We start from the raw sequence: 12,774 nt of genomic DNA, 5'->3' as shown, positions 1-12,774 counted from the left end.
AATGCGCAAGGGGAAGACGCGTCGACAATTCCTGGCGGGGACGGCAGCCCTGCCTTTCGCCATCGCCGTCTCGCGCTATGCAAAGGCGGCCGAGTTCACGATGAAGCTCGCGACCGGCCAGGATCCGTCGCATCCGGTCAACAAGCGCGCGCAGCAGGCCGCCGACCGCATCAAGGAAGCCAGCGGCGGACGGCTCGAGATCAATCTTTATCCGGCCAACCAGCTGGGCTCGGACACCGACCTCATCTCGCAGGTCCGAGTCGGCGCCGTCGATGCGATCAACATCTCGAGCTCCGTACTCGCGACACGCGTGCCGCTCGCCGGCATCGTCAATACCGGATTTGCCTTCACATCTTACGACCAGGTCTGGAAGGCGATGGACGGCAGCCTGGGTGACCACATCCGCAAGGATATCGAGAAGACCGGCGCCATCGCGCTCTCCAAGCCGTGGGACAACGGATTCCGTCAGGTCACCTCGTCGACCCGCGAGATCAAGACGCCGGACGATCTCAAGAGCTTCAAGATCCGCGTTCCGGCCGCCCCCATCCTGACCAGCCTGTTCCAGGCGCTTGGCGCGGGTCCGACCCCAATCAACTTCAACGAAGTCTATACCGCGTTGCAGACCAAGGTCGTCGAGGGGCAGGAGAACCCGTTGCCGATCATCGCCACGGCCAAGCTCTATGAAGTCCAGAAGTACTGCTCGCTCACCAGCCATGTCTGGGATGCCTACTGGATTCTCGGCAATCGGGCCGCCTTCGGCAAGCTGCCGTCCGACCTGCAGACGCTCGTCCTGCACGAGTTCAGCAAGTCGGCCGATGACGAGCGCGCCGACATTGCCGCGCTGAGCCAGAGTCTGCGCGCGGATCTCGCAGCGAAGGGCTTCACCTTCATCGATGTCGACAAGAGCACGTTCCGCGCCGTGCTCGCCAAGAGCAGCTTCTACAAGGATTGGCGCGGCAGGTTCGGCGAGGAGGCCTGGACGATCCTGCAGTCGAATGTCGGAGAGCTAGGATGAACACCGTCGACGCGTCTCTGGCAGCATCCACGAAGTACAGCATCGTCGACGGCCTCGAGCGGGCGCTGACGAAGCTGATCGAGATTCCCGCGATCGTCGCCTTGGTCGCGGAGGTTGGAATTCTCTTCACCAGCGTGACGGCGCGCTTCGCCTTCAACCGGCCGCTGACCTGGGCTGACGAACTCGCGTCGATCACCTTTCTCTGGCTCGCCATGCTGGGCGCGGTGCTCGCCCTCGGCCGCGGCGAGCACATGCGGATGACTGCGCTGGTCGATCGCGTCGCGCCGCGCACGCGCGCGGTTCTGGAAAGCGCAGCGCTGATGGCGCCGGCATTGTTCCTCGCCATCCTGCTGCATCCCGCGATCGACTATGCGAGCGGGCAGGCGTTTGCGGAAACGCCTGCGCTCGGCCTGCCCGACAGCGTGCGGGCCGGCGCGGTGCCGGTTGGAATCGCGCTGATGCTGGCAACCGCGCTGCTGCGGATGGCACGCCACGCCTCGCGTGACATCGCGATCACGCTCGCACTCCTGGCGACGATCGGAGCCGCATTGTGGATCGCAGCGCCGGCGCTGAAGGCGCTCGGCAATTGGAACCTCGTGGTATTTTTCGCGATCCTGCTGGGCGCGGCGGTCCTTTCGGGTGTTCCGATCGCGTTCTGCTTCGGTCTTGCCACGGTGGCCTATCTGCTGACGGTGACCACCGCGCCGCTCGAGGTCGTCACCAGCCGGATCGACGAAGGCGTCTCCTCGCTCGTGCTGCTCGCGATTCCGCTATTCATCCTGCTTGGCCATCTGATCGTGATGACGGGAATGGCAACCGCGATGGTCGGCTTCCTGGTCTCGCTGGTTGGGCACGTGCGAGGTGGCCTGTCCTATGTGCTGCTTGGCGCGATTCTCCTTGTCTCCGGTATCTCCGGTGCCAAGACCGCCGACATGGCCGCGGTCGCGCCGGTGCTGTTTCCGGACATGAAGCGGCGCGGCATTCATGACGGTGAGCTGGTCTCGCTGCTCGCCGCCTCCGGCGCGATGGCGGAGACCATTCCGCCCTCGATCGTGCTGATCATCATCGGCTCGGTCGCCGGCGTTTCGATCTCGGCGCTGTTCACCGGCGGCATCGTGCCGGGCCTCGTGCTCGCGGCGGCGCTGGCCATCGTCGCCAAGCGCCGCATGGTCGAACCAGAAGGCATCATCCGGCCGCGCCCATCGTGGACCACCATCCGCTCTGCGCTGATCACTGCGATGCCGGCCCTGCTACTGCCCGTGCTGATCCGCACGGCGGTGACCGAGGGTGTCGCGACTGCGACCGAGGTCTCGACCATAGGCATCGCCTACACGGTCCTGGTCGGGCTGTTCGTCTACCGCCGCTTCGATTGGCGCAATCTCTATCCGGCGCTGGTCCACACCGCGGCGCTGTCGGGGGCGATCCTGTTCATCATCGGGGCCGCCACTGCGATGGCTTGGGCGCTAACGCAATCGAACTTCTCGCATGCGCTCGCGGCGATGATGGTCGCGGTGCCCGGCGGCAAATATGGCTTCCTCCTGATCTCGATCGTCGTGTTCATCCTGCTCGGCAGCATCCTCGAAGGTCTCCCCGCCATGGTGCTGTTCGGCCCGCTGCTGTTCCCGGCGGCGAAGCTGCTCGGCGTACACGAGGTGCACTACGCGATGGTGATCATTTTGGCGATGGGCATCGGCCTGTTCGCGCCGCCCTTCGGCCTCGGCTACTACGCGGCGTGCTCGATCGGGCAGATCGATCCCAATGCCGGACTGACGCGCATTTGGCCCTATCTCGGTGCGCTGGTGCTCGGGCTGCTGCTGGTCGCCTTCGTGCCCCGGCTGTCCATCGGCTTCCTCTGAGACGATGCAATGAAACAGCCCGCATCATGAGCACCGAAATGCCAGTCGCGCGTGAGATGATGACGCAAGAGACGAACGCGACAGCATCCGTCCTCGAAGCCCGGGACATCGAAAAGAGCTTTGGCGCCACCCAGGTGCTTCGCGGCGCCAATCTGTGGATTCGCCGTCGCGAGATCCACGCGCTGCTGGGCGGCAACGGAGCCGGCAAGTCGACCCTGATCCGGATCATCTCCGACTCGCATCGCCACGACGGCGGATCGATCAGCATCGACGGCCGGCTCGATCCGGATGCCAAGGCGATCGCCGTCGTGTTCCAGGAGCTCGCGCTGCTGCCGCATCTGTCGGTGGCCAAGAACATCTATCTGCCGCATCGCAAGCGTGCTTTTGCCAGATTGAGTGAAGCCGAGTGCTTCGAGGAGGCGCGCGCCGCGCTGGCGCTCGTCGACGAAAGCCTTGCCGAACACGTTGGATTGGCCGGTCGCCAGGCTCGATCTACATGAGCGGCAGTTCGTTGAAATCGCTCGGGCGTTGAGCTCCGGGGCGCGCTTGCGGTAAGAACCTCCGCGAATGATTCCGGCGCTCGGGCTGTCAGCGAGTGCCGATGCACAGGCGGAGTCACCGTTGCGCTCGAGAGATACTGCGCGAATGATCAGTGCCGGGCGCTAGTCATGACGGTTCGTTTGCGCGGCGGCGCGGCCGCGGCGGAAGCGGGAGCGTGTGCCGGGTGGGTAGGCCCGCGCGAGCTGATTGTGCTCGATCCGATGCTGCATCATGTCCCGGCGGGTTTGATGCTCGTCCAGCATCAGGACGAGATCTGAGCATGGCTTGGTCGAGCACAGCAGCACGAAGCCGGCTTCGGCGTCCTCGGGATAGACGGTGAGCGCGGCGGAGCGGTCGACCTCGCCCTGGAGCAGTCGCGCCGCGCAGGCGAGGCACCAGCCCTGCTCGCAGATGAAGGGGCTCTCGATGCCGGCATCGATCATGCTGTAGAGCAGATATTCGTCGGCTGCAGCCTTGAAGGTGAGTGTTCCATCGCTACGCTCGAGCCTGACGTGAAAACGGCTGGCGTCGGCTTCGTCGTTCATGATCGTCCTCTCGGTCACGGCTCACCAGCGGCTGTCGGGCAAGGCGACCTCGCCGATGCGGCCGCGCGCGTAGCAATGCGCCGCCGCGATGATGCGTATCGCGATCGCGAGTTCGCGGGGATCCCGCGGCGCGTAGACGATGAGGCTCTGCGGCGGGACGGCGCCGGCCATGTAGCGCGCGAACGGATGCACCGTGCCCCAGCCCTTGGCCGCGACCTTCTGCGCCCATACCGGCCGCAGGGTGAGGTGCAGCGATCCGTCCGGACGAACCAGCAGCCAGACCGGCGCGAATACGAACGCCTCCGGCTGGCCCATGGCATTGGTGTCGTCGAGCGCGAAGGCGCGGCCTGCAGTGTTGAGCGGCGGCGGCACCTCTTCGACGCCGGCCAGCGCGCATGCGCATGAGGCAAGCTGCCCAGCATATCCGGCGGGCGAGGCGTCATCGAGCTGATGGCAAGGCCATGTCAGCGCGAGCCGCGGGGCGTCGCCCTGCCGCGCGGCGAGACGGCGCAGTCCCGGTGCCATGACCCAGACCGGCGCGCCGTGCAGCCACATGCTAGGCGAAGCTGTCATAGTGGACCTGCGTGATCGGTACGTCGGCGCTGCGCAGCAGCGCCTTGACCGCGTTGACCATGACCGGTGGCCCGGCGACATAGAACTCCGCCGCGGCGGGATCGGTGACCGTTGCCTTGATCGCATCGGTGACGAAGCCGGCTGCATGTGGCCAGCTCGCCGGCGCCTGTTCGACGACCGGCAGGTAGCGACTGTGGGCCACGTGCGCGATCGCCGCTTCCAGCATGTCGGCCGCAGCGAGATCGGCCGGCGCACGCGCACCGTAGATGACGTCCACGGGCGATCCGAAATCGAGTTGCGTTTGCGCCGCCTCGCGTATCATCGACAGGATCGGCGCAAGGCCTGTGCCTCCGGCCACGAACACCTTGCGGCCCGGCTCGCGCCGTAGCGTGCAGGTGCCGAACGGGACCTCGACGGTGATGCGAGCGCCCGGCTGCAAGGCGGCAAGCGTATTGCTGCCGTGGCCGCCGTCATAGCGCTTGGCAATGAACTGCAGGATGGCGCTGCCCGGCAGGTTGCACATCGAGTAGCAGCGTCGTAGGCCTTCGCCGAGATGCAGGATCGCATATTGGCCAGGCCGGAAGTCGATCGGCGCGGCGGTCTCGAAGGTGAACTGGCGAATCTCCGGCGCAAGATGTTCGACCTCTCGCAGGATCGCCTGTTGCTCGACGCATCGAGGCGTCGGCGCGGACCAGTCGCCGGGACCGCGCGCGATGGTGACATCCGAGGCTGCGCGAGATTGACATGCCAGGATGCGGTTGCGCCGCGCGTCGCGCGGATTCACGGCTGGGGCGCCGGGAAAAATCAATTCCACTTGCCCGTCGACGAGGGTCACCTTGCAGGAGCCGCAACTGCCCCAGCCGCATTCGTAAGGCAGCGCGACTCCGCTTCGCCGCGCGGCCTGAAGGATGGTTTCGTGTTCGGCCGCGTCGATCGCGACACCATCGGGCTCGATGCGGAGTTGCCGCGTCATCAACGCCGTCCTTTCGGCCTTGACGGTCGGCTGCTCGATGCCGACCGTGCTCGCCAAACTACAGTCCGCAATCCGCGATCAGCCTTGCCTGCGCCGTCATGGTCCGCTCCAGGATCGCTTGCGCACTGTCGGCGCCTGGCGCGGCCGCGAGCGCCTCGCTCAGGCCACGCGCGGCGCGTTCGCCGAGCGGCATCCATTTCGCGGCCCATTCTCGCAACAGCACCGCATGGGTAGGAACCTTGCTGGCGGCGTATCTCACCAGAGCCTTCGTGGTCTCGATGGCATAGGATTCGTCATAGTTGCGGAAATCGTCGTGCATGAGCGCCAGCAGATCGTCATCGTTCGCTCGCGCCAGATCGGCGATCTCGCGATTGAACACGTGATCGAAGATCGGCCGCAGCACGAGATTGCGGGAGACGAAGGCCTCGCCCCAGTCGTAGGCGACCAGATGCTTCTCGATCAGCTCGCGCAGGCCCTGCCATTGTGGTGCCTGCGTCCAGATCGCGCGGGTCCTGTTGCTGTCGGCAAGCTCCGGGCGTCCGGTGTCGAGCGCAAGCGCCTTGGCCAGATAGGCCTGGCGCTGCACGCGGCGCATTTCGTTGCCCATCTGGAAGTAGAAAGTGTTGGTGACGAAGGCCGACGGCGCCATCTGCGCGACATAGGCTGCGCTCATCTGCATCGCGTGCCCGGGAAACCGGACCGGCAGATAGGCCTGGCCGAGGAAGTCGAGCCAGGGCGTCGGAAGCTTGCGGTAGCTGTCCTGCCGCTCGAACTCGTCGATCAGATTGTCGCAATAGACCTCGCGGTCCTTCTGATCGGTGACGTAGCGGCGATAGGTATAGGTGAGGGGATCGCGATAACCCTCCCAGTCGTCCAGCGAAAGTTTCGAGCCCTCGCGATTTTTGAGATAGAACTGGTTGATCGGCCAGTTCTCGGACAGTTCGAACGGGGCGGGCGCGCGCCGGAAATGACTGTGGAACTTGTATGTGACGGCTTCGTATTCCGACGGCAGCCGCCGCTCGGTCCACAGGCTCCAGGTCTTCTTCTGCTTGCGCGCAGCCGGCTTCGCGGTCATCGCGGTCATGGCGTTTCCTCCCAGGATTTTTATGTATGGATGGTCCAGACCCACTCGTCGTCCATCGAATCCAGCCGTCCGCCGAACGACACTAGGCTCGGCTCGATCTCGGCGAGCCGGAACGGCCGGCCCAGTGCCGCCTGCATGCTTTTCTGCGTCAGACGGAAGTTCCTGTCGGCCTGGATGCGGACGTAACCGCCGCGGTCCTCGACCACGATCTCGACGTCCGGATTGTCCTGCTCGCTTGCCGCGATCACTGCGTCGATGATGTCTTCGTCGACGCCCCTGATGACGGGACCGACGAGCTTCGGTGCTGCTGCTGTTGTGGTCATGGTCTTGTCCTATGCGTCCTGTTCGGCCTTGTGGCGCAGGCGGCGCGGCCGGCCGTCATTCGGCACGCCGACCAGAATGGTTTCGCCGTCCTTCTTCACCGCGTAGCGGAAGAGCCGGCAGTCTCGCGGGTTGAGGCCGCGACCGTCATCCATGCTGAACTCCCACTCATGAGCCGAACAGGTGATGGTGCCGGCTTCGAAGTCGACCGTGCCGTCCGCCAGCAGGATTTCCTGGTGCGGGCACATGCCCTGGAAGCAGCGCAACTCGCCGCCGGGCAGGTGCACGACGATCACTTCCTCCCCGTCGACCTCGACGCCGAGGAAATCGCCTTCCCACAGGTCATCCAAGGTTGCGACCTTTATCCACGAGACGTCGGCATCGTCAGACATAGGCCACCTCGATCCAATCCATCGGCTGGATTCCGGACTGGGCGACCGTCATCCCGGACGGCAGTTCCTTGCCGTTGTAGTAGACGCATTTTGACGCGCTCTTCTCGGCCACGCGCAGTCCGACCGCGTGCTGTGCGACCTTGTCGGCCACGATGCTCATGTTATCGCCGTCGTCGACGGGGATCAGCATGACGACGAAATCGCCGCGAAAATTGGCTTGAAGCGGGAACAAAGCCACGCTTACCTCCCATGTCTGTTGTTGTATCGATTGGGCGGGCCGCTCGTGAGCGGCGCTTCTCAATCCCTGTTGTGTCTGTCCTGTCGCCTGTCTCTCGCGCCGGTCGACGCGTTACTCGGCGGCCAGGCGTGACACGCCGTTCCAGGCATAATTTTGCGCGTCGTTGCCGGCCACGTCGGGCGTAATGCCCATGTACTGCAGTGCGCCCTCGAGCGTCGGAGGCTGGATCTGGCCCGCCAGGAAGCGATCGACGACCGAGAGATGGGTATCGTAGCGCTCGGGCAGGCTCTTCCAGACCCACTCGCAGACCTCGCAGCAGAAGTTCAGCTTGCGTCCGTTATGCGTGGTGATCCGCGGCGCCTGGCCAATGCTCGGGCTGCAGATCGGAATGTGGCAGCAATTGCAGACGATCGGCAGCGTTGCGGGATAGGTCTTCTCAATCTGACCGGTGCGCACGTTGTGGCCGATCACGTCCCACAGCTTGCCGAACCGATCGTTCCAGCCGGGATATTTCTGCTCGAGCCAGTCTCGCTCGGCGGCGGACACGCCCGCGTCCGGATTCCACCACACCGTCGGCCGCCAGAACCACACGCCCATGTGATAGGCGTGATGGACCCAGTCGAGCTCGGGTAGGAAATGCTTTTCCCAGTACCACGGCACGTTCATGCCGAGGTCCTTGAACTGGTCCATGAACTGCCGACAGATCCAGTCCTGCATGAACTCCTTGAACGACATTGTCCGGCTTTCCAGCGGCGTATAGTAGTCCATGGAAATGCCGGTCAGTAGCGCGAACAGCTTCCACGAGCGCCAGAACATCTGGTCGACCAGCTTCTGCGCCTCCGCCTTCTTGCCGTTGTTGATCATGATCTTCAGCGTCGGCTCGCCCTGCTGCGAATGCCGGGCCTCGTCGGTCTGGATCGAGGAGATCAGAGCGCCGAACTCGATGTCGCCGACATGCAGCGCGTCCGAGGCCATGCCGAGGAATTGCAGATTGGTGAAGCCGGTCTCGAAGGTGAAGGTGAGCTGGATGGCCGTCGACACCGCATCGTTCGCGGTGAACATGTCGTCGAACAGGCTGCGCGCTGCGATCACACCCCATTCGTTGGTGTGCATCGCCTTGTGAGCCCAGTCGAATTGCGGGTCCTTCGCCAGCAGGCAGTAGGGGAAGTAGATTTGCGCCTGGCCGTGGCGGCATTCGTCGAGCGTGCCGAACGCGGCCATGTTGCGCCACGCGGCCGCCCGGCCGAAGCGGGCCATGCGCGCCTCACCGATCGAGGCAAAATATTCCGGGACCGGAATGGCGCCGTAATGCGCCTTGATGGCCGACTTCCAGCCGGCGTCGAGATTGTCGTACAGGTTGGAGCGCGCGATGGTCGAACGGATGGAGTAGATGCCGTCGTCCTTGCCGGCCTGGTTGTGGACGTATTCGCGATAGGTCAGCTTGTAGGGCTCGTCCCAGCCCCACCATTGCTCGCCGTGGATGCCGAAGCTCTTCGAGAGCGCCTCGGGAAAGGCCTCTTCCTCGCTGACATAGGAGAGGGGCCAGTTCATGTCGCGGGCGATATCGTAGTAATCCCGCCGCTGCAGCTTCGGCATGCGCGCTCCTCCCGAGCTATGATCGCGTTTCGCTCTTGTGTCGTTCCGGACCGCGCCGCCCGTCTTGAACAGGTTGCTTTGCGCGGTTCGTGATCGATGCGTCCAATCTTCAACAGCAGATATGAAGATCGCCGATCGAAATTTGTCGGACAGTGTATGTCTCGTTCTTTGGTTTTTCTTTAGCCTGGTTTACGCACGTGATTGAGTTGGTATGCAGGCCTGATGGAAAGCGCGAACGCGGACGCGCGGAGATGAATGATGCAGTGCGGGGGAATGATGCGAGCAGGCCCTCAGCGCGTCGGCTTCGCTGAAGCGAGACGAGAATCGATTGACCTGAGAAGGGCGGCTATCCTCGTCAGACGAGTGAGTTCGGATGAGCAGGCATCGCAAGGCGACGGATCGGCTGTCTGCGGTGCAGGACGTCAGCTCAGAGCCGTCAGGTGAGAAGAAAGTGCGCGAGAACAGCGTGGGCTTGTCGCGATCAGCGGCTGCGGCCGACGACCCGCAGCAGCAGCCCGTCGAGGGACTCGGTGATCGGGATCTGGCAGGCGAGGCGGCTCTCCGGGCGGACGTCCGTGGCCTCGAATTCGAGCAAGTCGGCCTCGATGTCGCCCGCTGCGCCGACGCGCGCGATCCAGGTCTCGTCGACGTGACAATGGCAGGTGGCGCAGATGCACGATCCACCGCATTCGCCGATGATGCCGTCGACGCCGTTGCGCTTCGCCGCCTGCATGGCGCTCTCGCCGGGCTCGGCGTCAACGAGGCGCACGGTGCCGTCGGGCTCGATGAACGTGATCTTGGGCATGGATCTTCGAATTCCTAGATGAACTGCCGGCCGCCATCGATGATCAAAGTCTGGCCGGTAACGAAGGTCGCGGCAGGCGAAGCGAAGAACAGGGCGCCGCCGACCATGTCGTCGACATCGGCTGCGCGCTTCAGCGCTCCCCTGGAGACGCCATATTCCGCAGCATTCTCCATCAAGCCGAGGCTGGCTTCTGTGAGGGTGAAGCCGGGGGCGATGACATTGACCGTGATCTTGTCATCGCCCAGCTCACGCGCCAGCGCGCGCGTCATGGCGATGACGGCGCCTTTCGACGACACGTAGTGAAGCCACATCGGCGAGCCGCTCATGACCGTCGCCGACGACACGTTGACGATCGCGCCGCCGCCGGCGCGGCGCATCAGCGGCGCCACGGCCTTGCTCATCATCCACACACCCTTGACATTGACGCGCATCACCCGGTCCCATTCGGCCTCGGGTATCGCCTCGAAGCCGCGTCGTTCGAGTCCGGCATAGATGGCAGCATTGTTGACCAGTACGTCGACGCCTCCCATGCGCGCCAACGCTGTTTGCGCCAATGCTGCAGTGGACGTCTCGTTCGCGACGTCGACCTCTGCGGCATGTGCCTTGCCGCCGCGGTCGCGGATCAGCCGCGCGGTTTCCTCGACGCCGCTGAGGCGGATGTCAGCGGCGACGACCTCGGCACCTGCTGCGGCGAAGGCGAGTGCGAATCCGCGGCCCAGCCCGCCGGCGGCGCCGGTGACGATCACGCGTTTCCCAAGCAGTTGGATCGTACTCATGCAGGAACCTCGATAGGCAGCAGATCCGCCATGAACGCGGACGCGACGCCCTCCGCGATCAGCGCCTGAGCCATGCCGGCGCCAGCGTCGGTCAGCATCGACGGCAGCACGAAGCTCTCGAGCATCGCGAGCGTCTCCTTCGGCGGGGTATCGAACCAGCCGCCGATCGTCGCGATGCCGTGAGCGGTGAAGCGCCACAGCTTGTCGGCGTCCTTCATCAGCGCATCCTCGCGTGAGATCGCAGATTTTCGCGTGTCATGCCCATCGATGATCGCAAGGATCGCATCGGCCTGCAGCCAGGGAAGCGCCAGTTGCGAGAAAGTCTCGGCCGCGATCTTGACGCCCTCGATCTCATGAGCGCGCTGCAGCTCGGGATACTTGGGATTGGGGCCGACCGCTGCGGCGAGCTGCTCTGGCGGAAATTTCTTCCAGCCGACGTCGTGCATGAGGATCGCGGGCAGGACCACGGAGGCGTCCGCTTCGGGATGAATCCGCAGTAGCGCCTGGCCAAGACGATAAGAGATCAGGGTGTGCTCGTCGTTGGACCGCACATCCAGCCATGGCCGCGCGGCAAGCCAGATCGGCAGATCCTGTTCGCGCAGAAAGTGCGTCATCGCAGCTCCGCGTCGTAGGTGAGGTAGATCGTCTTGTATTCGAGATAGTCCTCGACGCCGTAGCGGCCCTTCTCGCGGCCGATCCCGCTCTGCTTCATGCCGCCGAATGGCGCGCGCTGGTTCGATCGCTGGATGTCGTTGACCCAGACCGAGCCGGCTTCCAGGCGCTCGGCCAAAGTCAGCCCCGTCGCGAGGTTGCGCGAGAAGACGAAGGCGGCCAGTCCATAGATCGTTGCATTCGCGAGCCTCACGGCCTCCCTGCGATCGTCGAATGGGGCAACGCCGAGCACCGGCCCGAAGGTCTCCTCGGTCATGAGGAGAGAAGAGGGACCGGCATCGGCGATCACGGTCGGCGGCAGGAACCAGCCCTTGTCGTAGATCCCGCCCGTCAAGCGGGCTCCGCCGGTCAGCACAGTCGCGCCGTGGGCGCGGGCATCGGCGATCTGTCGCTCGCTGTTGAGATAGATCTTTTCGTTGATCAGCGGGCCGAGCGCGCAATTCGAAGTCAGGCCGTTGCCAACGTCGAGCTGCGAGACCTTGTCGACGAGCGCATCGAGAAACGCAGCGTAGGCCGCGCGCTCGACATAGACGCGGTTGACGCGATAGCAGAACTGGCCGGAATTGGCGAAGGCGTGACGCGCGATCGCCGCAGCGGCGGCGCCGATATCGGCGTCGGCGCAGACGACGGCCGGGCATTGGCCGCCGAGCTCGAGCGTGACGCGCTTCATCGTTCCCGCTGCTGCGGCGGCGATGGCCTTGCCGGCCCTGGTCCCGCCGGTGAAGGCGATCTTGCGCGGCGTCGGATGCTCGATCATCTGCATGCCGATGTCGGGGCCGCGGCCGGTGACGACGTTGAAGCAGCCGGCCGGAAAGCCCGCCGTTCGGAAGAGTTCAGCGAGCCGCAAGGTCGACAGCGGCGTCTCCTCGGCTGGCTTTGCGACGACCGTGCAGCCGGCCATCAGCGCGGCTCCGAGCTTGAAACAGAGCAGCGTGACCGGATAGTTGAACGGGGTGATGGCGACGACGACGCCGACCGGCTCGCGGGTGATGATGATCTTCTCGCCGGCCATGCCCGTCAGCGGTATCTCGGCATGCAGGCGCTGGCCTTCCTCGGCATAGACGTCGAGCAACTCGGCCGAGCGCCGGATTTCGGTGATCGCGCCGGCCAGGGGACGGCCGAGCTCCCTGGTCAGCAGACGGCCGAGCTCGTCGGCCGCCTCGCGCATCAGCCCGGCGGCGCTCTTCTGCAGCCGCGCACGCTCGGCGACCGGCGTCGCCTTCCAGGTCTGGAAAGCCGTCTCGGCCGATCGGATCGCGGCATCGACATCCGCGCGGCCGGCATCCGGAACGCTATCGATCGTCTCGCCCGTCGCAGGATCGAAGACGGCGAAGGTCGCGCCGCTGCGCGCCGCAACCCAACGGCCGTCGATGAAAATGTCCATGTCC

General features: G+C 64.8%; 15 protein-coding genes. 3 read left to right on the top strand and 12 right to left on the bottom strand.

Translation table 11 applies throughout. From position 1 onward, the window contains the following. The first annotated feature begins 1 nt into the window (after position 1). The 3 genes from QX071_RS28320 to QX071_RS28310 are packed head-to-tail and all read left to right on the top strand — an operon-like array spanning position 2 to position 3,371. Complete coding sequence (locus QX071_RS28320) at positions 2–1,015, top strand: TRAP transporter substrate-binding protein (protein WP_315705886.1); 1,014 nt, start codon at positions 2–4, stop codon at positions 1,013–1,015. Beyond that, a complete protein-coding gene (locus tag QX071_RS28315) occupies positions 1,012–2,871 on the top strand; it encodes a TRAP transporter large permease subunit (RefSeq protein ID WP_315705887.1) in 1,860 nt (619 codons plus the stop codon). The genes QX071_RS28320 and QX071_RS28315 overlap by 4 nt, the downstream gene beginning before the upstream one ends. 38 nt (positions 2,872–2,909) lie before the next feature. Continuing rightward, entirely contained in the window at positions 2,910–3,371 is a 462-nt protein-coding gene (locus QX071_RS28310) for an ATP-binding cassette domain-containing protein (protein ID WP_315705888.1), read from the top strand. Positions 3,372–3,533: 162 nt separating this feature from the next. Here QX071_RS28310 and QX071_RS28305 read toward each other — a convergent pair whose 3' ends face one another. The 12 genes from QX071_RS28305 to QX071_RS28250 form a co-directional block, all read right to left on the bottom strand. Further along, complete coding sequence (locus QX071_RS28305; RefSeq protein ID WP_315705889.1) at positions 3,534–3,956, bottom strand: 2Fe-2S iron-sulfur cluster binding domain-containing protein; 423 nt, start codon at positions 3,954–3,956, stop codon at positions 3,534–3,536. Positions 3,957–3,977: 21 nt separating this feature from the next. Then, positions 3,978–4,529 carry a hypothetical protein gene (locus QX071_RS28300; RefSeq protein ID WP_315705890.1) on the bottom strand — a complete coding sequence of 184 codons (552 nt, stop codon included), beginning with the start codon at positions 4,527–4,529 and terminating at the stop codon, positions 3,978–3,980. Further along, on the bottom strand, positions 4,513–5,559 hold the full coding sequence (locus QX071_RS28295) for a 2Fe-2S iron-sulfur cluster binding domain-containing protein (RefSeq protein WP_315705891.1): 1,047 nt from the start codon (positions 5,557–5,559) through the stop codon (positions 4,513–4,515). Before QX071_RS28295 ends, QX071_RS28300 begins: the two co-directional genes overlap by 17 nt. Position 5,560: 1 nt before the next feature. Next, complete coding sequence (locus tag QX071_RS28290) at positions 5,561–6,586, bottom strand: aromatic/alkene monooxygenase hydroxylase subunit beta (RefSeq protein WP_315705892.1); 1,026 nt, start codon at positions 6,584–6,586, stop codon at positions 5,561–5,563. A gap of 20 nt (positions 6,587–6,606) precedes the next feature. After that, positions 6,607–6,909 carry an MmoB/DmpM family protein gene (locus QX071_RS28285; protein WP_315705893.1) on the bottom strand — a complete coding sequence of 101 codons (303 nt, stop codon included), beginning with the start codon at positions 6,907–6,909 and terminating at the stop codon, positions 6,607–6,609. A 9-nt stretch (positions 6,910–6,918) separates the two neighbouring features. Then, positions 6,919–7,299 carry a Rieske 2Fe-2S domain-containing protein gene (locus QX071_RS28280; protein ID WP_315705894.1) on the bottom strand — a complete coding sequence of 127 codons (381 nt, stop codon included), beginning with the start codon at positions 7,297–7,299 and terminating at the stop codon, positions 6,919–6,921. Beyond that, positions 7,292–7,537: a toluene-4-monooxygenase system B family protein gene (locus tag QX071_RS28275; RefSeq protein ID WP_315705895.1), complete on the bottom strand. Its 246-nt coding sequence runs from the start codon at positions 7,535–7,537 to the stop codon at positions 7,292–7,294. Before QX071_RS28275 ends, QX071_RS28280 begins: the two co-directional genes overlap by 8 nt. Before the next feature lie 111 nt (positions 7,538–7,648). Beyond that, complete coding sequence (locus tag QX071_RS28270; RefSeq protein WP_315705896.1) at positions 7,649–9,133, bottom strand: aromatic/alkene/methane monooxygenase hydroxylase/oxygenase subunit alpha; 1,485 nt, start codon at positions 9,131–9,133, stop codon at positions 7,649–7,651. Positions 9,134–9,614: 481 nt separating this feature from the next. Continuing rightward, positions 9,615–9,938, bottom strand: a complete 324-nt coding sequence (locus tag QX071_RS28265) for a 2Fe-2S iron-sulfur cluster-binding protein (RefSeq protein ID WP_315705897.1) — start codon at positions 9,936–9,938, stop codon at positions 9,615–9,617. Positions 9,939–9,952: 14 nt separating this feature from the next. Next, on the bottom strand, positions 9,953–10,714 hold the full coding sequence (locus QX071_RS28260; protein WP_315705898.1) for an SDR family NAD(P)-dependent oxidoreductase: 762 nt from the start codon (positions 10,712–10,714) through the stop codon (positions 9,953–9,955). Next, positions 10,711–11,328 carry an HD domain-containing protein gene (locus tag QX071_RS28255; RefSeq protein WP_315705899.1) on the bottom strand — a complete coding sequence of 206 codons (618 nt, stop codon included), beginning with the start codon at positions 11,326–11,328 and terminating at the stop codon, positions 10,711–10,713. Before QX071_RS28255 ends, QX071_RS28260 begins: the two co-directional genes overlap by 4 nt. Continuing rightward, the gene (locus tag QX071_RS28250; RefSeq protein WP_315705900.1) at positions 11,325–12,770 is read right to left on the bottom strand and encodes an aldehyde dehydrogenase family protein; all 1,446 of its coding nucleotides are present in this window, start codon (positions 12,768–12,770) and stop codon (positions 11,325–11,327) included. Before QX071_RS28250 ends, QX071_RS28255 begins: the two co-directional genes overlap by 4 nt. Positions 12,771–12,774 lie beyond the last annotated feature (4 nt).

The organism is Bradyrhizobium sp. SZCCHNS1022 (assembly GCF_032484835.1).
In the GTDB taxonomy this organism is placed as follows: domain Bacteria; phylum Pseudomonadota; class Alphaproteobacteria; order Rhizobiales; family Xanthobacteraceae; genus Bradyrhizobium.
The sequence above is the reverse complement of the archived record's forward strand: the minus strand, read 5'-3'. Positions and strand labels throughout refer to the sequence as shown.